The sequence below is a fragment of the Polaromonas sp. P1_F6 genome (assembly GCF_056405695.1).
Genome location: NZ_JBFUBQ010000004.1, coordinates 41,239 through 62,255, shown reverse-complemented (window position 1 = coordinate 62,255; position 21,017 = coordinate 41,239). Strand labels below are relative to the sequence as shown.

Below are 21,017 nucleotides of genomic sequence, written 5' to 3'. Positions count from 1 at the left end.
GATGAATCATCTGAACATCCAGATCGAGGCGCTGGTGGCGACCGTCACACTGAACCGCCCCGACGTGCGCAATGCTTTCAACCAGGAGGTCATTGCCGAGATGACCCAGGCTTTTGTCGAGCTGGGCATGCACGACGAGGTGCGCTGCGTTGTGCTGGCGGCCAACGGCCCGGCCTTTTGCGCAGGTGCCGACCTGAACTGGATGCGCAGCATGGCCGACTACACCCATGCGCAAAACCTGGAAGACGCGGGCCGCCTGGCGACCATGCTGCAGGCTGTTTATGAATGCCCCAAGCCGGTGGTTGCCCGCATACAGGGCGACGTGTATGCCGGTGGCATGGGCCTGGTGGCGGCTTGCGACATGGCTGTGTCGGTGGACACGGCAGGGTATTGCCTCAGTGAGGTGAAGCTGGGCCTGATACCCGCCACCATCAGCCCGTATGTGATTCGCGCCATGGGCGCGCGGGCCGCGCACCGTTACTTCCTCACGGCCGAGCGTTTTGATGCGGCGGAGGCCTTGCGCATTGGTTTTGTTCATGAAGTGGTGGCGGCCGACGTACTGGACGCCAAGGTGGCCGAGATGGTGAAGGCCCTTGTCAACGCCGGCCCGGAGGCCGTGAAGCTGTGCAAACAACTGGTGCAGGACGTGGGCGGCCAGCCCATCACGCCGGACCTGGTGCAGATGACGGTGGAAAGCATTGCCGATGTGCGCGTGAGCCCGGAAGGGCGTGAGGGGGTTCAATCCTTCCTGCAAAAACGCAAGCCCTCGTGGCTGCCTTCAAAACCCGAATGACGCCATGAACACGCTGGACACCGCACAACTGATTGCTCTCGCCGGTGCATTGGGCTGGGCCAGTGGTGTGCGCCTGTACCTTGTCGTGCTGCTGACCGGTCTGGCCGGCTTTATGGGCTGGGTAGAGCTTCCGCAGGGCCTGCACCTGCTGTCCAACCCGGTGGTGCTGGGCATCAGTGGCTTCATGGTGTTCATTGAATTTTTTGCCGACAAAATTCCGGGTCTTGATTCGCTGTGGGATGTGGTGCACGGCGTGATCCGCATCCCTGCGGGTGCGGCGCTGGCCGCCGCCGTGTTTGGCGCTGACAACGGCCTCGGCGCGTTGGTAGCGGCGCTGCTGGGCGGCACATTGGCCGCTACCAGCTTTGCCGCCAAGGCCACCACGCGCGCAGCCATCAACACCTCGCCCGAGCCTTTCAGCAATATTGGCGCCTCGCTGGTCGAAGACTCGCTGGTGCCGGCCGGCCTGTGGCTGGCGATTGCCCACCCGCTGGTGTTTGTGGTGGTGCTGGCTTTGGTGCTGGCGCTCAGCATCTGGCTGATCCGCGTTTGCTGGCGGTTCCTGCGTCAGCTGTTTATCCGCGTGGCCCGCATCTTCAGCGGGCGGCCCGACCCCGGCACCACTTCCGCATTTACCTTGAAGTCTCCTTTCTCAAAGAACGACCATGTTTAAAAAAATTCTTATTGCCAACAGAGGCGAGATCGCTTGCCGCGTTGCAGCAACTGCGCGCCGCATGGCCATTCAATCTGTCGCGGTGTATTCCGATGCCGATGCGGGTGCGAAGCATGTTGGCTTTTGCGACGAGGCTGTGCACATCGGCGGTAGCGCACCCAAAGACAGCTATCTGCGCTGGGAACGCATCATTGAAGCGGCCAAAGCCACGGGCGCCGAGGCAATCCACCCGGGGTATGGTTTTCTGAGCGAGAACGAGGAATTTGCCCAGGCCTGTGCCGACGCAGGGCTGGTCTTTATCGGCCCACCGGCGTCGGCCATCAAGGCCATGGGCCTGAAGGCCGAGTCCAAACAGCTGATGGAAAAAGCCGGCGTACCGCTGGTGCCCGGCTACCACGGCAGCGATCAGGACCCGGCGCTGCTCAAACGCGAGGCTGACCGCATTGGCTACCCGGTGCTGATCAAGGCCAGCGCAGGCGGCGGCGGCAAGGGCATGCGCGCTGTCGACAAGACGGAAGACTTCGACGCCGCTTTGGCATCGTGCAAACGCGAGGCCATCAACAGCTTTGGTGATGACGCGGTGCTGGTGGAAAAATATGCCCAGCGCCCGCGCCACATCGAAATCCAGGTGTTCGGCGACACGCATGGCAATTACGTTTACCTGTTTGAGCGCGACTGCTCGGTGCAGCGCCGCCACCAGAAGGTGCTGGAAGAGGCGCCAGCGCCCGGCATGACGGAAGCCATGCGCAAGCAGATGGGTGAGGCCGCTGTGGCCGCTGCGCGTGCTGTGAATTACGTGGGCGCGGGTACGGTGGAATTCATTGTTGAGCAGCGCGCAGATGGCTCCATGAATTTTTTCTTTATGGAAATGAACACACGACTGCAGGTGGAGCACCCGGTGACCGAAGCCATCACCGGCCTTGACCTGGTGGAGTGGCAACTGCGCGTGGCCTCAGGCGAAAAACTGCCGCTGGCGCAAGAGCAACTGCGAATCCACGGCCATGCCATCGAAGCGCGCATCTGCGCCGAAACGCCCGACAACAACTTTCTGCCTGCTACCGGCACACTGCATGTCTACAAGAAGCCGGTGCATACGGCGTTTGAAAGAGGACAGGTCCGGGTGGATGACGGCGTGCGCGAAGGCGACGCGATTTCGCCGTATTACGACTCCATGGTGGCCAAGCTCATCGTGCATGGCGCCACGCGCGAAGAAGCGCTGGCCCGGCTGGACGACGCGCTGGCGCAGACCCGCATCGTCGGCCTGAGCACCAATGTGCAGTTCTTGCGCTATGTGGTGCGCAGCCCGTCGTTTGCCAAAGCCAACCTCGACACCGCGCTGATCCAGCGCGAAGAAGCTGTGCTCTTCAGGCAGGAGCCGGTGGGCCTGGCCATGGCGGGTGCGGCGGCGGTGGCCAAAGCCCTGCTGGATGAGCGGGCCCTGGAAGGCGCAGACCCTTTCAGCCGCCGCGATGGCTGGCGCTCGCATGGTGTGATGGAGCGCCGCTTTGAGTTTGAATTTCACGGCGAACCCGCCAAGGCAACGCTTGCCTATCTGCACGACGGTGCGCTGCGCCTCACGATGGGCGAGGCATCGGGCCCGCTGGTGTTTGCCGAAACCGCCCAGGGCATTGACGTGCAGTTTGCCGGCCAGCGCATGACGGCTGCCGTGTATGCCCAGGGCGAGCTGGACCATGTGTTCACCGCCAAAGGCGCCACGCAAATCCTTTCCATCGACCTGCTGGCCCATGCGGGTGAAGCGCAGGCCGAAGGCGGCCGCCTCACGGCGCCCATGCCGGGCAAGGTGGTGTCGTTTGCCGTCAAGGCCGGTGACAAGGTGAGCAAGGGCCAGCCGCTGGCAGTGATGGAAGCCATGAAGATGGAGCACACCATTGCCGCGCCGGCCGATGGTGTAGTGCAGGAGTTGCTGTATGCGCCGGGCGACCAGGTGAGCGAGGGTTCGGAATTGTTGAAAATAGCCGTTTGATTTTTACTTTGCTTTGATTCAAACGGGATTTTCTTCATGCGCATCAGTTTTTGCTGTTCCGATATCAAACCCCAGCCTTGGGTAGACGGCCTGAAGGCCGAGTTTCCCGATGCGCAGGTGGAGTTGTGGTCCGCCGGCGCGGCGCCGGCCGACTACGCGGTGGTCTGGGCGCCGCCCCAGCAGTTCTTTGACGAGCAGCCAAAGCTCAAAGGCATCTTCAACATTGGCGCCGGTGTCGATGCGCTGATGAAGCTGCGGCTGCCAGCCGGCGTACCGGTGGTGCGGCTGGACGATGCCGGCATGTCCGTGCAGATGGCCGAGTTTGTGTGCCATGCGGTGATTCGCCACTTTCGCGAGCTCGATGGTTATGAGGCCGATATTGCCGAAGGCAAGTGGTCGTACCGCAAGCCGCGCCTGCGCACCGACTACCCCATTGGCGTGATGGGCCTGGGCGTGCTGGGCGAGCGCGTCGGCCGCGCGCTGGCGCAGTTTGACTTCCCGGTCAATGGCTGGAGCCGGTCGCCCAAGACGATTGAGGGCGTGCAGTGTTTTTCGGGCGATGCGGGCGGGCAGGGTTTTCAGGATTTCCTGGCGGCCAGCCGCATCCTGGTGTGCCTGCTTCCGCTGACGTCTGAAACGCGGGGCATCATGAACCTGGACACGCTGTCGCGGTTGCGGCCGGGCGGCTATGTCATCAACGTGGCGCGCGGCAGCCACCTGGTCGATGGCGACCTGATCACGCTGATCGACAACGGCCACCTGGCGGGCGCCACGCTGGATGTGTTTCACACCGAGCCGTTACCGGCAGACCACCCTTTCTGGAAACACCCGAAGGTCACGGTAACCCCGCACACCTCGGCCCGCACGTTGCGCGAGGAAAGCATCACCCAGATTGCGGGCAAGGTGCGTGCCGTCGAACGCGGGGAGCGGGTTGCTGGTATTGTTGATCCACTGCGTGGCTATTGAAGTGACCGTTGAAGCGCAGGCCCCGGAGTTTCATTGATGCCATCGTCCACATCTCACCGCCTGCTCAGTGTTTTGGGCTGGTTGTTGCTGGTGCCTAGCGGGCTGACAGCCCTGGCAGCGGCCTGGCTGCTGGCCTCAAGCCTGGGCCTTGGCAGCGACACCCGCACGGTAGCCGGGCGGGTGGTGGGACATGAAGCTTCCCGCCTGAAGCTCAGCACGGGCCAGAAAAGCATTGTCGAATTTTCCGCGCACGATGGCCGTACCCTGCGTGTGGCTGATCCGCTGGTGCGCCAGGGCGGCGCCGTCCATAAAGTGGGTGAGGCCGTGAAGGTGCGTTATCCGGTGGCAGATCCGGTGCAGGCCCAGATCGTGGGGTCGGTGCTGGTGCAGGGCTTTATCGGTGGGGTTCTTTTGGTGTTCAGTGCGCTGGGTGTGCTGGCCGGTTGGCTGCTTTTGTGGTTGCGCCCGCGCGGTGCGGCACCTGCGGCCGCCTGATACTTGAAATCGAATACGGAAAAACCATGTCCTTGCCCTCCAAAGTCAAAATTGTCGATGTCGGCCCGCGCGACGGCTTGCAAAATGAAAAAGCCCAGGTGCCTGCCGCCGTAAAGATCGAGCTGGTGCACCGCCTGCAGGATGCGGGCCTGACCGAGATTGAGGTGACCAGTTATGTGTCGCCCAAGTGGGTGCCGCAGATGGCCGATAACGCCGAGGTGATGGCGGGCATCAAACGCAAGCCCGGTGTGCGCTATTCGGTGCTGACGCCCAACATGAAAGGCTTTGAAGCCGCGATTGCGACGCCGCGCGAACTGTGGCCCGACGAGATCGTGGTGTTCGGCGCGGCCAGCGAGGCTTTCAGCCAGAAGAACATCAACTGCTCGATCACCGAAAGCATTGAGCGCTTTCGCCCCGTGGTCGAGGCCGCGCGTGAAAAAGGAATCTATGTGCGAGGCGCGATGTCCTGCACCGTGGGCTGCCCCTATGAAGGCGACATTGCGCCTGAACGTGTGGACATGCTCGCCGGCCTGATGAAGGGCATAGGCGTGCAGCATGTGGGTGTGGCCGACACGATTGGCGTGGGCACGCCGCTCAAGGTGCAGCGTGCCATGGAGGCGACGCTCAAACATTTCGACATCAACGATGTCTCCGGGCATTTTCACGATACCTACGGCCAGGCACTGGGCAATACGCTGATGGCATTGCAGATGGGCGTATGGCAATACGACACCTCATCGGCCGGCCTGGGCGGCTGCCCGTTTGCCAAGGGCGCGACGGGCAATGTGGCGACCGAAGATGTCGTATACATGCTGCATGGCATGGGCATTGAGACGGGCATTGACCTGGACAAGCTCATTGATGCGGGAAAATTCATCAGCGATTTTCTGGGGCGCAAGCCGAACTCCCGCGCGGCAACCGCGCTTCTTAACAAACGAATGAATTGACATGTGTGGCGCTGAATTGAAATCGTTACCGGAAGGCGTGCAGCGGGTTGCCGCAGTGCTGCTGGACAGCGGCCACCTGCATGCACCCGTCATGCTCGACGATGCCGCGCGCACCGCGCAGCAGGCGGCCGATGCATTGGGTGTGCAGGTGGGCCAGATTGCCAAGAGCATTATTTTTCGCCGCAAGTCCGACGATGCCGCCGTGCTGGTGGTGACGTCCGGCGACCAGCGGGTCGATGAAAAAAAGGTCGAGGCCATGGTGTGTATCGATGGCAAGCGCCTGGCACGGGCCGATGCGGAGTTTGTGAAGGCGCGCACGGGGTTCTCCATAGGCGGTGTGTCGCCGCTGGCGCATGCCACGCCCTCCGTGACGCTGATTGACCGCTCGCTGTTCCGCTTTGAAACCGTGTGGGCGGCCGCGGGCCATCCGCATGCGGTGTTCCAGCTGTCGCCGCAGGAGCTTGAGCTGCTGACGGGCGCACCGGTGGCGGACTTTGCGGTGAATGTGGACGAAGACAAACTGGCGAGGAAGCACGCGATCGAACTGGTGTCCCTGCGCGCGGCCACACTCGACGATGAGCCGGACGTTCCGTCGCCCTGCATTTCCGTGTGCCGCATGAATTCGACTTCGGGCCTGTGCGAAGGCTGCTTTCGCACGCGCGATGAAATTGCGCAGTGGAGTGGGGCCGACGACACCGCAAAGCGCCATATCTGGACATCCATAGGGCAGCGCATGGCTGCGATGCAGCCATGACCGGCGAGAACACAACGATGAAGCCGGCAGCCGGTGATGCACCCGCGATCAAGCACATCACATGCTACTTCGACGTCATTTCGCCCTATGCCTTTTTGGCTTTTGAGCGCCTTCCAGAAGCGCTGAAGGGTGTGAGCTACAGCGTGGCGTACACGCCGGTGCTGTTCGCGGGCATGCTCAAGCACTATGGCCAGCTGGGCCCTGCGGAGATCGCCCCCAAACGCGACTGGACCTACCGGCAGGTGTTGTGGCTGGCGCACAGCCTGGGTATCGCGATGAAGATGCCGGTCAGCCACCCCTTCAACCCATTGCCCTTGCTGCGCCTGGCTGTGGCCTGCGGCCCCGAGGGGCATGGTGGCACGCCCAACCGCTATGCGTGCGAAACCATCTTTCGTCATGTCTGGGGCGAAGGCGGTGAAGCCGGCGATGCGGCCCGTTACGAAGCGCTGCTCAAGCAGCTTGCGCCGGTACGCGATGTGCAGGACGATGGCGTGAAGGCGCAGCTTAAAAGCAATACGGAAGCGGCGATTGCCAAGGGCGTTTTTGGCGTGCCGGCGTTTGAGGTGGACGGCAAAATTTTCTGGGGCCTGGATGCGTTGCCGATGCTGCGCGAGTACCTGCTCGGCAGCCCCTGGTTTGATGGTGATGGCTGGAATGCCGTGTGTAAGGTTGCGACGGGCATCAAACGCGGGGCCTAAGAAGGTTTTAAGCGTTTTCCCTGAGGTGCTTCGCATGCTGAAAAGTTCTTCAAGGGTTTCCCCTTGACTTGTCAGCCAAGCATAAGTTTCGTGAAAGCTCCTGTTAGTTTCACGTCAGAGCTAGGTCAGGCACAACCAAAATAATGAAGGTAGCTTCCATACCGGAAGTCTCATTATTTTGGAGACAACATCATGGCAACAGCCGTCGACAACAGGCCGATGACAGCCGAGCAGAAGAAGGTGATTTTCGCCTCCTCGCTCGGCACCGTATTTGAGTGGTACGACTTCTATCTCTACGGTTCATTGGCAGCCATCATTGCCAAGCAGTTCTTCAGCGGACTGGATGCAGGCTCTGCCTTCATCTTTGCGCTGCTCGCTTTTGCAGCCGGCTTCATCGTGCGCCCCTTCGGCGCGCTGGTGTTCGGCCGCCTGGGCGACATGATCGGCCGCAAGTACACCTTCCTGGTCACCATCGTGATCATGGGCTTGTCGACCTTCATCGTCGGCCTCTTGCCCAACTACGCATCCATCGGTGTCGCCGCTCCGGTGATCCTGATTGCCCTGCGCATGCTGCAAGGCCTGGCGCTCGGCGGTGAATACGGCGGTGCAGCTGTCTATGTGGCCGAGCACTCGCCACAGGGCAAGCGCGGTGCCTATACCTCCTGGATCCAGACCACAGCCACGCTGGGCCTGTTCCTGAGTCTGCTGGTCATCCTGGGTGTGCGTACCGCCATGGGCGAAGTCGCATTCGCCGACTGGGGCTGGCGCATTCCGTTCATCGTCTCCATCCTGCTGCTGGCCGTGTCGGTCTACATCCGGTTGTCGATGAACGAATCTCCTGCCTTCCAGAAAATGAAGGCTGAGGGCAAGACCTCCAAGGCACCCTTGTCCGAGTCTTTCGGCCAGTGGAAAAACCTGAAGATCGTGATCCTGGCGCTGATCGGCCTGACCGCCGGCCAGGCTGTGGTGTGGTACTCCGGCCAGTTCTACGCGCTGTTCTTCCTGACGCAGGCGCTCAAGGTCGACGGCCCCACGGCCAACATCCTGGTGGCTTATTCGCTGATCCTGGGTACGCCTTTCTTCGTGATCTTCGGAACGCTGTCCGACAAGATCGGCCGCAAGCCCATCATCATGGCCGGCTGCCTGCTGGCTGTGGTCACCTACTTCCCCGTGTTCACTGCGCTGACCAAAGCCGCCAACCCTGACCTGGCCGCGGCACAAGCCAAGAACAAGGTGGTTGTGACCGCCGATCCGAAAGAGTGCTCGTTCCAGTTCAACCCGACCGGCACCGTCAAGTTCACCAGCTCTTGCGACATCGCCAAGCAGGTGCTGGCAGGCGCTTCGGTGAGCTATGACAACGTCGCAGCACCCGCCGGCACCGTGGCCACCATCAAGATCGGCGAAACCGCCATCCCCAGCTACAACGCCAAGGGCCTGAGCGCCGACGACGCCAAGAAGAAGGACGCCGAGTTCAAGAAAGCGGTCGCGGACGACCTGAAGGCTGCCGGCTACCCGAGCAAGGCTGATCCAGCCAAGGTCGACAAGGTCATGGTCACGGTCATCCTGTTCTATCTGGTGCTGCTGGTCACCATGGTGTACGGCCCGATCGCCGCCATGCTGGTGGAGCTGTTCCCGACGCGCATCCGCTACACCTCCATGAGCCTGCCGTACCACATCGGTAACGGCTGGTTCGGTGGCTTGCTTCCCACCACGGCTTTTGCCATCGTGGCGCAGACCGGCAATATGTACAACGGCCTCTGGTACCCGATCATCGTCGCCGCCATGACGCTGGTGGTTGGCACCTTGTTCATCAAGGAAACCAAGGACGTGGATATTTACGCCAACGACTGATGGGTATTTGCGCCGGTGCGGGCCAGGAGCCCGCACCGGCCTTTTCAGGCTGAAAAGCCTTGTGTTTTTTACGGGCCCTCGTCATCCATTTGCCGGGGGCTTTTTTTTGGGAGAAAGAAAGATGTGGAAAATTGTTGTGGGTTTTATCGTGATTGCCGGGCTGGCATTATTTCTGTTGAACAAGGGCGGCGATATTGATCTGAGTGGTGAAAAACATGGTGCTTCGCGGCTGGATGTACCTGTTGTTGCGGCTGCTTTTGGGGTTGATGCGGGCGGTTGAGTGAAGGGATCAGGCTGGCAGCGCGTGGCGCATTCGCAGGCAGGACAGTGCCGCGACATGCCCGAAATAGGTGCGGCGCAGGTAAAAATGAGGTAAATTGAATTAACAGAGACAAAACAAGCCATTACAGCGTCTCTGAATATCAAGCACCGCATGGTGGCGCCCTCGCGCATTTACTGGAGACCAGCCGATGATTTACACCAAGACGGAAGCCGGCCAGACCGCCGTACAGAACCGAACCGTCGCATTGACCCCCCGGCAGCGCTCTGCCTTTATCATGTTTGACGGCAAACGCAGCATGGCCGATGTGGTCAAGGCCACCTCAGGATTCGGCGTAACCGCAGAAGACATCAACCACCTGATTTCGCTGGGCCTGCTGGCGCCGCTGGCAGTGCAGCCGCCTGCCGAGCCAGCCCCTGAGGTGTCGGCGCACAACGCCGACGGCAGTCCCACCCTGAATGCACAAGAGCATTATTCAAGGGCCTATCCCATCGCCACACGGTTGACGGCCGCCTTGGGCCTTCGGGGTTTCAGGTTGAACCTGGCGGTGGAAGCCGCAGGCGATATCGACAAGCTCAAGGAACTGGCACCCAAGATCAAGGACGCTGTAGGCCCCGAGAAGTTCAAGGAACTTGAGCAGGCTCTGTACGGCTGAGCAAACCCGTACGGCTTGGCGCCGCAGGTGTGCGAATTCGCAAGCAGGGGCCGCGATCCGGCTATGCCGGGCGCAAGGCGCCCGTCCCCCCACAGGGGGAGGTGACGCTACACGAAGTGAGCGTCGGCAGGGGGTATCTTCAAACCTGCATGGCTTGGCCGCGGGTCTGCGAATTCGCAAGCAGGGGCCGCGATCCGGCTATGCCGGGCGCAAGGCGCCTGTCCCCCTGGGGGGAGGTGACGCTACACGAAGTGAGCGTCGGCAGGGGGGATTCTCTTTCCAAGCAGGGGCCGCGATCCGGCTATGCCGGGCGCAAGGCGCCTGTCCCCCTGGGGGGAGGTGACGCTACACGAAGTGAGCGTCGGCAGGGGGGGTGCTATTTATCTCTTGAATTTTCCATCGGTGCCGATGATGGACAGATCGGCAAAGTCCAGCCCGGTATGGTCTTCGGGGCTGTAGCTCACCTCAAGCCCGCCGATATCCAGCTTGCGCATGCCTTCCAGCGCGGCCTGGAGTTTCTCGCGCGTGGGTTTGGCGCCTGCCCGGCGCAAACCCTCCACCAACACCTTTGCGGCGGCAAAACCTTCCAGCATCGCGGGGCTCACGTCGGCTTGCCCCTTGGCCTTGGCCAGCTCTTGTGCCTCCTTCACCATGGGAAAGGCGATGGAGCGCTCATACGGAAACACCTGCGTGACGATCACGCCGCGGGCGTTGTCGCCCAGGCTTTTCACAAAGCCGCCCGAGGCATTGTTCGAAAGCGTCACGATTTGCGCCGTAGAGCCACCCGCGCGGAAGGCCTTGATGCCGTCGACCACAGCCTGCCCTGAGGCCACCATGATGACGGCCTGCGCATTGGACTGGTAAACCTTGGGTGCGATGGGTCCGAAGTCGGGTTTGGAGCGGTCGAATTTTTCCAGTACAGCGGGCTGCAGCTTGGCAGTCGTCAGCCCTTTTTGCGCACCCGTCACGCCGTCAGCGCCGAAGCTGTCGTCGGCATACACGATGCCGATACGCGTGATGCCCATGGAATGCAGGTGGGTGACCGCCTTCTCGGCTTCACGCTGGTAGGTGGCGCGTACGTTGAACACATGTTTTTTGACGGGCTGGTGCAGCACCATGGCGCCGGTGGAGGGGCCAACCAGCGGCACGCCGTTCTTGTCGAGCAGCGGGATGATGGCTTCGGTATGGGGTGTGCCGCGCGTCAGGAACATGGCCAGCACGTTTTGTTCTTCAATCAGCTTGCGTGCGTTTTCGACTGCCAGCTTGGGATCGAACTTGTCGTCGAGTGACACCAGCTCAATCTTTTGCCCGCCCACACCGCCCTTGGCATTGACGGCGTCGATGTAGAGCTTGGCGCCTTCCGTGGTTTCCTTGACGCCGGCGCCCACGGCACCGGTGAACCCCGCGGTTTGCCCGACAAGGAGTTGCGCATGGCTGGCCTGGGCCACGGCCACCATCGCGATGGCGGCGCACCATCTGCTGAGTTTTGTCATGTTGTTCACAGTGTTTCCATCCGGGGTGAAATGATGTATCCATAAGTGAAGCATGAAAGCGCAAAAAATGCGATCAGGAAAACCAGAAGCCGCCCTAATTGGCGTAGCAAAAAGTGTGCAAAAAGGACATTAATCCCTACGCCCTGCACAGCCGGTTGCCCTGTCTAGAATGTTTGACCTCTTCAGGAAAGACTGCACTCATGTCCCAGGGAATCATCCGCATTCGCGGCGCGCGCCAGCACAACCTCAAAAACCTCGATCTGGATATTCGCACCGGTGAAATGACGGTCGTCACCGGCCCCAGCGGCTCGGGCAAATCTTCCCTGGTGTTCGATACCTTGTTTGCCGAAGGCCAGCGCCGTTATGTGGAAACCTTCTCTGCCTATGCGCGGCAGTTCCTGGATCGCATGGACAAGCCGGCCGTCGACAAGGTGGAAGGCGTGCCGCCCGCCATCGCCATCGACCAGACCAACCCGGTGCGCAGCTCGCGCTCCACCGTGGGCACCATGACGGAGCTCAACGACCACCTGAAGCTGCTCTACGCGCGCGCCGCGCAGCTCTTCGACAAGCAGACTGCGCAGAACGTGCGCCACGACACACCCGAATCGATTTACGCCGAACTGATGGCACGCACCAAAGAGGGCGACCCACGCGTCGTGCTGACCTTCCCGGTCGAACTGCCCGGCAACACCAGTGCCGAACAGGTCGAGCAGTGGCTCTCTGTCAGCGGCTTTACACGCGTTCATGCCCAGCGCGACGTCGCCACGCCCGCCGGTCCGCACAAGTTGCTGGATGTGGTGGCAGACCGCTTTCGCACGCACGCAGTGGAAAAAGCCCGGGTCATGGAAGCCATCGAGACCGCGCTTAAACGCGGCGGCAGGCTCAATATCTATGTGCAGCACGCTGAGGACGGTCAGCCCGATGTCATGTGGCGTTTCTCCACCGGCCTGCATTGCCCCGACAGCGACTTGCGCTACACCAACCCCACGCCTTCGCTGTTCTCCTTCAACTCGGCCATGGGCGCGTGCGAAACCTGCCGCGGCTTTGGCCGTGTCATCGGCGTTGACTACGGCCTGGTGATTCCCAACGACAAACTCACCCTGCGCGCCGGCGCGATCAAGACCATCCAGACCCCGGCCTGGAAAGAAGCGCAGGACGACCTGCTGCGCCACGCCGAAGCGGCCGGCGTTCCGCGCGACACGCCCTGGTACAAGCTCACGCCAGAGCAGCAGGGCTGGGTCATCAACGGCACGCCGGGCTACAAGGACGGCAACTGGAACAAGCAGTGGTACGGCATCAAGCGCTTCTTCGAATACCTCGAAAGCAAGGCCTACAAGATGCATATTCGTGTGCTGCTGTCCAAATACCGCAGCTACACGCAATGCGAGACCTGCGGCGGTGCACGCCTCAAGCTCGAGTCTTTGCTCTGGCGCCTCGGTTCCAAAGAAGCCGCAGATGCGGTGCTGCCGCCCAGCCAGCGCTTCATGCCGGTGGGTGTGCAGTGGAGCCGCGAGCAGCTCGAAGCCCTGCCGGGCCTGGCGCTGCACGACCTGATGCGCCTGCCGATCGACAGGCTGCGACAGTTCTTCAGCGGCCTGTCACTCGACGTGATGGGCGACGATGCCGAGTTGCAGGCGCTCAAGTCGCTGTTCGAAGAAATCCAGACGCGCGTCAAATACCTGTGTGATGTCGGCATCGGCTACCTCACGCTCGACCGGCAAAGCCGCACGCTCTCGGGCGGCGAGGTGCAGCGTATCAACCTCACGACCGCACTCGGCACCTCGCTGGTCAACACGCTGTTTGTGCTGGATGAGCCCTCCATCGGCCTGCACCCCCGCGACATGAACCGCATCACCCAGGCCATGCACCGCCTGCGCGATGCCGGCAACACGCTGGTGGTGGTCGAGCATGACCCCGCCGTCATGCTGGCGGCCGACCGCCTGATCGACATGGGCCCGGGCCCGGGCGAGAAGGGCGGCCAGATCGTGTTTGACGGCACGCCCGACGACATCAAACACGCCGACACGCTGACCGGCGTCTACCTCGGCTCGCGCAAGCAGGTGGGTATGGGCTTCAAGCGCGCGGTGACCGACAACACCCCGCGCCTCATCCTCGAAGGCGCGCGCGACCACAACCTGAAGAACCTGACCGTCGACTTTCCTCTGCAGCGTCTGGTGTGCGTTACCGGCGTCAGCGGCTCGGGCAAGTCCACGCTGATGCAGGACATCCTCGCGCCCGCGCTGCTGCGCCAGTTCGGCAAGGCGACCGAAACGCCAGGCCTGCACGACCGCCTCATGGGCGCAGACCACCTGACCGATGTGGTGTTTGTCGACCAGTCGCCCATCGGCAAGACAGCACGCTCCAACCCCGCCAGCTATGTGGGGGCGTGGGACGCCGTGCGTGACCTGTTCGCGCTGGCACCGCTGGCCAAACAACGCAGCTACACCGCCACCAAGTTCAGCTTCAACAACGGCGACGGGCGTTGCCCGACCTGCGGCGGCTCGGGTTTCGAGCACGTCGAGATGCAGTTTTTGAGCGACGTTTACCTGCGCTGCCCGGACTGCGACGGCAAGCGTTACCGCGCCGAGATCCTCGAAGTGACGATTGAACGCAAGGCGATAGGCGACGTGAAGCCGCGCCTGCTCAATGTGTCCGACGTACTGGACCTCACGGTGAGCGAGGCGGTTGCCCTCTTTGCGCAAGACCGCGAAGTGGTGCGCGCGCTGCAGCCCATCGTGGACGTGGGCCTGGAATACGTGAAGCTGGGCCAGCCCGTGCCTACGCTTTCGGGTGGCGAGGCGCAGCGCCTCAAGCTCGCGGGTTTCCTCGCCAATGCCAGCAAAACCACCAGCGCCAGCAAGCAGGCGCTGGCGCTCAGGCAACCGGGCCGTGGCACGCTGTTTTTGTTTGACGAGCCGACCACTGGCCTGCACTTTGACGACATCGCCAAGCTGATGCGCGCGCTGCGCAAGCTGCTCGAAGCCGGCCACTCCCTGATCGTCATTGAGCACAACCTTGACGTGATCCGCTCGGCCGACTGGCTGATCGACCTCGGACCTGAAGGCGGCGAGGCCGGCGGCCTGCTGGTGGCCCAGGGCACGCCCGAAGAAGTGCGCCAACACCCGACATCGCACACCGCACTGGCATTGCGCGAGTACGAGCAGGCCATGGGCAAGGTGCACGGCGTCGAAGAGTCGCGACCCAAGGTTTGGGCCACGCGCCCGGCCTTCTCCAACCTGATCCAGATCGTCAACGCCAAAGAAAACAACCTCAAGAGCCTGTCGGTCGACATTCCGCGCGGCAAGTTCAACGTGGTGACTGGCGTGTCGGGCTCGGGCAAGTCCACGCTGGCCTTTGACATCCTGTTCAACGAAGGGCAGCGGCGCTACCTCGAATCGCTGAACGCCTATGCGCGCAGCATCGTGCAGCCGGCGGGCCGGCCCGAGGTGGATGCGGTCTATGGCATTCCGCCCACCGTGGCGATTGAGCAGCGCCTCTCTCGCGGCGGCCGCAAGTCCACCGTGGGAACGACGACCGAAGTCTGGCATTTCCTGCGCCTGCTCTACGTGAAGCTGGGCATCCAGCACTGCACCAAAGACGGCGCGGCCGTGATGCCGCAAAGCCCCGAAAGCATTGCCGCGCAGTTGATCAAAACCTACCGCGGCCAGCACATAGGCCTGCTGGCCCCGCTGGTGATTGCGCGCAAGGGCGTCTACACCGAGCTGGCCGACTGGGCGCGCCCGCGCGGCTACACGCATTTGCGCATCGACGGCGAATTTTTGCCGACCACCGGCTTTCCGCGCATTGACCGATTCAAGGAACATACGGTCGAATTGCCGATTGCCGACATTCATGTCTCGCCCGACAACGAAGCGGCCTTGCGTGCCGCGCTGGCGACCGCGCTGGAACATGGCAAGGGCGTGGTCCATGTGCTGGCCCCGCTTGATGGCCTGCGCGGTGCGATGATGGCCGGCGCCAGCGCCAAAAACATCGGCAAGCTGATCGCCTTTTCCACCAAGCGCGCCTGCCCGATTTGCGCCACCTCGTATGCCGAACTGGACCCGCGCCTCTTCAGCTACAACAGCAAGCACGGCTGGTGCCCCGACTGCGTGGGCACGGGCGTGAAGCTCACCAAAGAGCAGCGCAAGGTGTTTGATGACTCGGTGATGGACGACGACAACAAGGGCCGTGAGCAAAGTTTTGCCGAGCCCGAGGTGGAAGACGTGGCCGGCACCGCCTGCCCGTCCTGCGAAGGCACGCGCCTCAATGCCAAGGCCCGCGCGGTGAAGTTCGCGGGTGTCGGCATTGCCGACATCGCAGCGCTGTCGGTGACTGACGTGCGGGGGTGGGTCGAAAAACTCGCGCTGCTGGGCCGTGAGGCCGGTATCGCGCGCGACCTGATTCCCGAGATCAAGAGCCGCCTCGAATTCCTCGAGGACGTGGGCCTGGGCTACCTCACGCTGGACCGCGGCGCGCCCACGCTCTCGGGCGGCGAGGCGCAACGCATACGCCTGGCGGCGCAACTCGGCTCCAACCTGCAAGGCGTTTGTTATGTGCTGGACGAGCCGACTATCGGCCTGCACCCGCGCGACAACCAGATTTTGCTGAGCGCGCTGGGCAAGCTCAGCGACCGCGGCAATACCCTGGTGGTCGTCGAGCATGACGAAGACACCATTCGCCGCGCCGACAACATCATCGACATCGGCCCCGGTGCAGGCAAGCGCGGCGGCACGCTGGTGGCGCAGGGCACGGCGGCACAGCTGTCTGCCGTGCCGGAATCGCTGACGGGCCGCTACCTGGCGAACCCCTTGATTCATCCGCTGCAGTTGCGGCGCGAAACCCGCAAGGGTGCGGCGCCTGCGGCCGCGGTGAAAGAAGCAGCCGTTGATGTGAATGCCAAGCCGGTGAGCAAGCAAAAGGCGGCCACGCTCAAGGCCGCGGCGCTCAAGGCCGCTGCAGCCAGCGCCAGCGCGCTGCACAACGCGGCGCCGGCGGCCGCGGGGCCTTTCACCTCCTGGCTCACCGTGGTCAATGCCGATCTGCACAACCTCAAGGACGTGTCAGTCACCGTGCCGCTGTACCGGCTGGTGGCGGTGACGGGTGTGTCGGGCTCCGGCAAATCAACGCTGGCGCGCGATGTGCTGCTGACCAATGTGCACGCGGGTGTCATGCAGCGCTCGACCAAATCCGGGCGCGACGCCGACGACAAGGGCAAGACGCCCGACTGGACCGGCTGCGAACGCATCGAAGGTTATGCGGCGGTAGACCGCGTGCTGGAAGTCGACCAGACGCCGATTGGCAAAACGCCGCGTTCCTGCCCGGCCACCTACATCGGCTTCTGGGACACCATACGCAAGCTCTTTGCCGACACGCTGGAAGCCCGCGCGCGCGGCTACAGCGCCGGGCGCTTTTCGTTCAACACCGGCGAAGGCCGCTGCCCCACCTGCGAAGGCGCGGGCGTGCGCACCATCGGCATGAGCTTTCTGCCCGACGTGAAGGTGTTGTGCGAAACCTGCCACGGCGCGCGCTTTAACCCTGAAACGCAGGCCGTGACCTGGCGCGGCAAAAACATCGGCGACGTGCTGAAGATGGAAGTGGACGAGGCGGTGGATTTCTTCTCTTCCATGCCCAACATCAGCCATCCGCTGCAACTACTCAAAGACGTGGGCCTGGGTTACCTCACGCTGGGCCAGCCGTCGCCGACGCTCTCGGGCGGCGAGGCGCAGCGCATCAAGCTGGTGACCGAGCTGAGCAAGGTGCGCGACGACATCACGCGCCGCGGCCAGAAGGCGCCGCACACGCTCTACGTGCTGGACGAGCCCACGGTGGGCCTGCACATGGCCGATGTGGAAAAGCTGATCCACGTGCTGCACCGCCTGGTCAACGGCGGCCACAGCGTGGTGGTGATCGAACACGACCTGGATGTGATCGCCGAAGCCGACTGGGTGATTGACCTGGGGCCGGACGGCGGCAATGCGGGTGGACGCGTGGTGGCTTCGGCTCCGCCCGAGGCTGTCGTCAAGCTCGGCACGCATACCGGGAAAGCCTTGGGAAGCGTATTGAACAGATAGCACCCCCGTCGGATGCTCGCTTCGCGTAGCACCTTCCCCCCTCGAGGGGGCGGCGCCTGCGGCCTGGCTAAGCCAGTTCCGCGGCCCCTGCTGGCAGAGATGGAGTCAACGCTGCGGCAGGCTTTGCTATTGAATTAATAGCTGCTTGCGCTGGTCCTGTATGGTTGAAACGCTTAAAACACCCAAAACGCCGAAGAAAGTGCTGACGCCGACGTGACAAGCTTTCAGGTGTTGCCCTGATGCGATGGCGGCTTGCTGCACGCATGATATGGGCTCAAGCCGCCATACTTTCAGGATCAGGAGATACACCGATGCAACGCCGCCCTTTACTGCAGATCACCGCCGCCCTGGCCATTTCACTCGCCGGCGCGTGGGGTGCGGCCCATGCGCAAAATTTCCCGGTCAAACCGATCAAGCTGATCATCGCCTTCCCGGCGGGCGGGCCCACCGACATCACCATGCGTTCGCTTGCCGACAATGCCTCGAAGATTCTGGGCCAGACGGTGATCGTTGAGAACAAGCCCGGCGCGGGCGGCACCCTGCCGGCCCAGCAACTGCAAAGCGCGCAGGCCGACGGCTACACGCTGGCGCAGATTCCGCTGGGCGTGTTCCGCCTTGGCTACACCACCAAGATCAACTGGGACCCGGTCAAGGACATCAGCTACGTGATCAACGTGACCGGCTACGCCTTCGGCATCGTGGTGCCGGCCGACAGCCCTTTCAAGACCTGGGCCGACTTTGTCGCCTATGCGAAGGCCAACCCCGGCAAGCTGACCTACGGCTCGACGGGCACACTCACCAGCCCGCACCTGACGACCGAACTCATCGCGCAAAAAGCGGGCATCACATTGCAGCACGTGCCCTACAAAGGCAGCGCCGACCTGATGCTGGCGCTGGTCAGCGGCCAGCTGATGGCAGGCGCCGACAGCACCGGTTTTGCGCCGCAGGTCGAGGCGGGCAAGCTGCGCGTGCTCAATACCTGGGGCGAGAAGCGGCTCGACAAATTCCCGAACGCACCCACCCTGAAAGAGCTGGGCTATGACATCGTGCAGAACTCGCCCTTCGGGATAGGCGCGCCCAAAGGCACGCCGCCCGAAGTGGTCAAGCGCCTGCACGACGCCTTCAAGAAAGCAATGGAAGAACCCAGCTACGTCGCGGCGCTGGGCCGCTACGACATGCTGCCCAACTACCTGAGCTCGGCCGACTACACCAAGTTTGCGCAAGACACCGTTGGGCGGGAGAAGGTGCTGATCGATAAGTTAGGCCTCGCCAAGCCCAACTAAAAGTAGGCACACCCCTATCGGGATTCACTTCGTGTAATCCCTTTTCCCCTTGCAGGGGACGAGGCTTGCGGCCCGGCGAAGCCGGTTCCGCGGCCTCCCCGGCTTTTTCGGGTCTATTTGCTGACCGGGTTTGCCAAGACAAACAATTCGTCGGCTAACTGTTCCGCCAGCGCGGGCGCGACGCCAGCGCCAAAAATCAAACGGTAAATGATGGGGGCCATCATGTGGTCCAGCACCTGCTGCACGGTGGGCGTGGCGTCGCCGCGGGCCTGGGCGCGTTTGACCAGAACTGTGGCTTCGTTGCGGCGGTTTTTCAGGCAGTTGGTTTCTTCTGATCCCGCCAGCGCGGCCGCGGCCTTCAGCAGCGAGGCATTGCCCGGCTTGTTGAGGTGGTTGATCAGTTCTTTGGCCCAGGCCGTGAGTTCGGCTTTCAGGTCGCCCGTCTCAGGCAAGGGGCGGTTCGGGTCCAGCCGCTGCTGGGCGGTTTCGCCGAGCAGGCCGTTCACGTCGCCCCAGCGCCGGTAAATGCTGGAGGCGCTCACGCCGGCGCGCTCGGCCACGGCCGGCACAGTGACTTTATCGCGGCCCTCCTGGGCAATCAATTCTTCCAGCGCCTTGCGCACCACGATTTGCACCTGGGCGCTGCGTCCGCCGGGGCGTTTGTTCTGGGGCGTTTGGAGGGTGCTCATCAGGGCGAATTCTAGCCTAAAAGCAACGATATTTGCGTTAATTTTTGAACGGGTATAGAATTTGCAAACGCGAATAAATTAGCTTTAAGAAAGTTGAGCGTTCCCCATGGCTACCCCTGTTGCTCCCGCCAATCCCTCATTGCAGCCATCCCGCTCGACGGCGGCCCGCTGGCAACTGCCGCCCGCAGCCGCCTTCCCCCTGCTGGCGATCCTGTTGTTCGCGTTCTTCGTGGCGGGCAGTGCGCCGTCGCCGCTGTTTGTCGTCTTCCAGCAGCAGTGGGGCTTTTCCCCCGCGCTGCTGACAGTGGCGTTTGCGATTTACGCGATTGCGCTCCTGGCCTCGCTGCTGGTGGCCGGTTCGCTGTCTGACCACATAGGCCGCCGGCCCGTGGTGTTTACCGCTTTGTTGCTGCAGGCCGGCGCGATGCTGACCTTTTTGCTGGCCGAAGGCATAGGCGGCATCATCGCCGCGCGCATCGTGCAGGGCATCGCCACCGGCATGGTCGGCGGCGCGCTGACGGCGGCGGTGGTGGAAGCCGCCCCCGCCGCGCAGAAACGCCTGGGCGCGATGATCGGCAGCGTCTCGCCGCTGGCGGGCTTGGCCGTGGGCGCGTTGCTCACCGGTATCGCCGTCAAGTTCACCTTGCACCCGGTGCCGCTGGTGTTTGGCGTGCTGGTCGCCATCTGCGTGGTGGGTGCGGTGGCCACGCTGTTCTTGCCCGAAAGCGTCACGCCGCGCCCCGGCGCGCTGGCTTCGCTGGTGCCGCGCATCTCGGTGCCGGTGCAGGCGCGCGCCGAATTTGTGCGCGGCGTGCCGACAATGCTGGCGGTGTGGTCGCTTGCGGGCCTGTACCTGTCGCTGGTGCCTTCCGTGCTGCAGCAAATCTTTGGCATCCACGACGGCATCGTTAACGGCCTGGCCATTGCGGCCTTCTTCGGCCTGGGCGCTGCTTCGCCGACTTTGTTGAGGCGCTTTTCGCCCGTGCGCATGAGCGCCATCGGCATGAGCTTGCTCGCCGTGGGCGCAGGTCTGGTGGTCCTGTCGCTGGCCACCCGTTCCGTGGCGCTGTTTTTCGCGGGGACGGCGCTGGCCGGTTTCGGCGGCGGCTCGGCTTTCTCCGCGCAGGTGCAGACGCTGGCGCCGATGGCACAGCCGCACCAGCGGGCGGAGTTGTTTTCTGCGCTGTACGCCATCAGCTACCTGGCCTTCAGCGTGCCCGCCATGCTGGCAGGCCGCTTGATCGCACCGCTGGGATTRCCGGCCACGGTAGAGGGTTATGCTGCACTGGTTCTGGCGGTAGCGGCCCTCGGCGCCTGGCTGCGCTGGGGCTCGGTGCGCCGCCAATATAGCTAACCCCTGCTGACGCTCACTTCGTGTAGCGTCC

At 62.9% G+C, this 21,017-nt stretch carries 16 protein-coding genes; 14 read left to right on the top strand and 2 right to left on the bottom strand.

Annotation, left to right across the window (positions count from 1 at the left end; all coding sequences use genetic code 11):
- The first annotated feature begins 1 nt into the window (after nucleotide 1).
- The 11 genes from AC1DY9_RS13605 (at nucleotide 2) to AC1DY9_RS13555 (ending at nucleotide 10,096) form a co-directional block, all read left to right on the top strand.
- A complete protein-coding gene (locus AC1DY9_RS13605) occupies nucleotides 2-793 on the top strand; it encodes an enoyl-CoA hydratase/isomerase family protein (RefSeq protein WP_477666802.1) in 792 nt (263 codons plus the stop codon).
- 4 nt (nucleotides 794-797) lie between these two features.
- Nucleotides 798-1,466 carry a DUF4126 domain-containing protein gene (locus AC1DY9_RS13600; RefSeq protein ID WP_477666801.1) on the top strand — a complete coding sequence of 223 codons (669 nt, stop codon included), beginning with the start codon at nucleotides 798-800 and terminating at the stop codon, nucleotides 1,464-1,466.
- Nucleotides 1,459-3,450, top strand: coding sequence for an acetyl/propionyl/methylcrotonyl-CoA carboxylase subunit alpha (locus tag AC1DY9_RS13595; RefSeq protein ID WP_477666800.1), 1,992 nt, complete (start codon nucleotides 1,459-1,461; stop codon nucleotides 3,448-3,450). The genes AC1DY9_RS13600 and AC1DY9_RS13595 overlap by 8 nt, the downstream gene beginning before the upstream one ends.
- Nucleotides 3,451-3,486: 36 nt before the next feature.
- Nucleotides 3,487-4,416 (top strand): 2-hydroxyacid dehydrogenase, encoded by a 930-nt coding sequence (locus AC1DY9_RS13590; RefSeq protein ID WP_477666799.1) that lies wholly within the window; start codon nucleotides 3,487-3,489, stop codon nucleotides 4,414-4,416.
- Nucleotides 4,417-4,452: 36 nt separating this feature from the next.
- Nucleotides 4,453-4,911: a DUF3592 domain-containing protein gene (locus tag AC1DY9_RS13585; protein WP_477666798.1), complete on the top strand. Its 459-nt coding sequence runs from the start codon at nucleotides 4,453-4,455 to the stop codon at nucleotides 4,909-4,911.
- A 26-nt stretch (nucleotides 4,912-4,937) separates the two neighbouring features.
- Nucleotides 4,938-5,858, top strand: a complete 921-nt coding sequence (locus tag AC1DY9_RS13580) for a hydroxymethylglutaryl-CoA lyase (protein WP_477666797.1) — start codon at nucleotides 4,938-4,940, stop codon at nucleotides 5,856-5,858.
- A gap of 16 nt (nucleotides 5,859-5,874) precedes the next feature.
- Nucleotides 5,875-6,612: a YbaK/EbsC family protein gene (locus tag AC1DY9_RS13575; RefSeq protein ID WP_477666796.1), complete on the top strand. Its 738-nt coding sequence runs from the start codon at nucleotides 5,875-5,877 to the stop codon at nucleotides 6,610-6,612.
- Nucleotides 6,613-6,659: 47 nt separating this feature from the next.
- Nucleotides 6,660-7,310, top strand: a complete 651-nt coding sequence (locus tag AC1DY9_RS13570; protein WP_477666968.1) for a 2-hydroxychromene-2-carboxylate isomerase — start codon at nucleotides 6,660-6,662, stop codon at nucleotides 7,308-7,310.
- A 192-nt stretch (nucleotides 7,311-7,502) separates the two neighbouring features.
- Nucleotides 7,503-9,161, top strand: coding sequence for an MFS transporter (locus tag AC1DY9_RS13565; RefSeq protein ID WP_457282873.1), 1,659 nt, complete (start codon nucleotides 7,503-7,505; stop codon nucleotides 9,159-9,161).
- A 121-nt stretch (nucleotides 9,162-9,282) separates the two neighbouring features.
- A complete protein-coding gene (locus AC1DY9_RS13560; protein WP_457282874.1) occupies nucleotides 9,283-9,441 on the top strand; it encodes a hypothetical protein in 159 nt (52 codons plus the stop codon).
- 190 nt (nucleotides 9,442-9,631) lie between these two features.
- The gene (locus AC1DY9_RS13555) at nucleotides 9,632-10,096 is read left to right on the top strand and encodes a hypothetical protein (RefSeq protein WP_477666795.1); all 465 of its coding nucleotides are present in this window, start codon (nucleotides 9,632-9,634) and stop codon (nucleotides 10,094-10,096) included.
- Nucleotides 10,097-10,476: 380 nt separating this feature from the next.
- Here AC1DY9_RS13555 and AC1DY9_RS13550 read toward each other — a convergent pair whose 3' ends face one another.
- Nucleotides 10,477-11,589, bottom strand: a complete 1,113-nt coding sequence (locus AC1DY9_RS13550) for an ABC transporter substrate-binding protein (protein ID WP_457282879.1) — start codon at nucleotides 11,587-11,589, stop codon at nucleotides 10,477-10,479.
- A 200-nt stretch (nucleotides 11,590-11,789) separates the two neighbouring features.
- On the opposite strand from AC1DY9_RS13550, the gene uvrA reads away from it, so the two are divergent.
- Complete coding sequence (gene uvrA, locus AC1DY9_RS13545; protein ID WP_477666794.1) at nucleotides 11,790-17,660, top strand: excinuclease ABC subunit UvrA; 5,871 nt, start codon at nucleotides 11,790-11,792, stop codon at nucleotides 17,658-17,660.
- 311 nt (nucleotides 17,661-17,971) lie between these two features.
- Entirely contained in the window at nucleotides 17,972-18,943 is a 972-nt protein-coding gene (locus AC1DY9_RS13540) for a Bug family tripartite tricarboxylate transporter substrate binding protein (RefSeq protein WP_457282881.1), read from the top strand.
- A gap of 113 nt (nucleotides 18,944-19,056) precedes the next feature.
- Here the strand turns inward: AC1DY9_RS13540 and AC1DY9_RS13535 are convergent, their stop codons facing one another.
- Nucleotides 19,057-19,632 (bottom strand): TetR/AcrR family transcriptional regulator, encoded by a 576-nt coding sequence (locus AC1DY9_RS13535; protein WP_477666793.1) that lies wholly within the window; start codon nucleotides 19,630-19,632, stop codon nucleotides 19,057-19,059.
- 106 nt (nucleotides 19,633-19,738) lie between these two features.
- Between AC1DY9_RS13535 and AC1DY9_RS13530 the strand changes: the two genes are divergently transcribed.
- On the top strand, nucleotides 19,739-20,986 hold the full coding sequence (locus tag AC1DY9_RS13530; RefSeq protein WP_477666792.1) for an MFS transporter: 1,248 nt from the start codon (nucleotides 19,739-19,741) through the stop codon (nucleotides 20,984-20,986).
- Nucleotides 20,987-21,017: the final 31 nt, after the last annotated feature.

Excerpts from the sequence above, each read along its gene's own strand:
- AC1DY9_RS13605 (WP_477666802.1), top strand. The coding sequence starts at position 2 with ATGAATCATCTGAACATCCAGATCGAGGCGCTGGTGGCGACCGTCACA.
- AC1DY9_RS13600 (WP_477666801.1), top strand. The coding sequence starts at position 798 with ATGAACACGCTGGACACCGCACAACTGATTGCTCTCGCCGGTGCATTG.
- AC1DY9_RS13595 (WP_477666800.1), top strand. The coding sequence starts at position 1,459 with ATGTTTAAAAAAATTCTTATTGCCAACAGAGGCGAGATCGCTTGCCGC.
- AC1DY9_RS13590 (WP_477666799.1), top strand. The coding sequence starts at position 3,487 with ATGCGCATCAGTTTTTGCTGTTCCGATATCAAACCCCAGCCTTGGGTA.
- AC1DY9_RS13585 (WP_477666798.1), top strand. The coding sequence starts at position 4,453 with ATGCCATCGTCCACATCTCACCGCCTGCTCAGTGTTTTGGGCTGGTTG.
- AC1DY9_RS13580 (WP_477666797.1), top strand. The coding sequence starts at position 4,938 with ATGTCCTTGCCCTCCAAAGTCAAAATTGTCGATGTCGGCCCGCGCGAC.
- AC1DY9_RS13565 (WP_457282873.1), top strand. The coding sequence starts at position 7,503 with ATGGCAACAGCCGTCGACAACAGGCCGATGACAGCCGAGCAGAAGAAG.
- AC1DY9_RS13560 (WP_457282874.1), top strand. The coding sequence starts at position 9,283 with ATGTGGAAAATTGTTGTGGGTTTTATCGTGATTGCCGGGCTGGCATTA.
- AC1DY9_RS13555 (WP_477666795.1), top strand. The coding sequence starts at position 9,632 with ATGATTTACACCAAGACGGAAGCCGGCCAGACCGCCGTACAGAACCGA.
- AC1DY9_RS13550 (WP_457282879.1), bottom strand. The coding sequence starts at position 11,589 with ATGACAAAACTCAGCAGATGGTGCGCCGCCATCGCGATGGTGGCCGTG.
- uvrA (WP_477666794.1), top strand. The coding sequence starts at position 11,790 with ATGTCCCAGGGAATCATCCGCATTCGCGGCGCGCGCCAGCACAACCTC.
- AC1DY9_RS13540 (WP_457282881.1), top strand. The coding sequence starts at position 17,972 with ATGCAACGCCGCCCTTTACTGCAGATCACCGCCGCCCTGGCCATTTCA.
- AC1DY9_RS13535 (WP_477666793.1), bottom strand. The coding sequence starts at position 19,632 with ATGAGCACCCTCCAAACGCCCCAGAACAAACGCCCCGGCGGACGCAGC.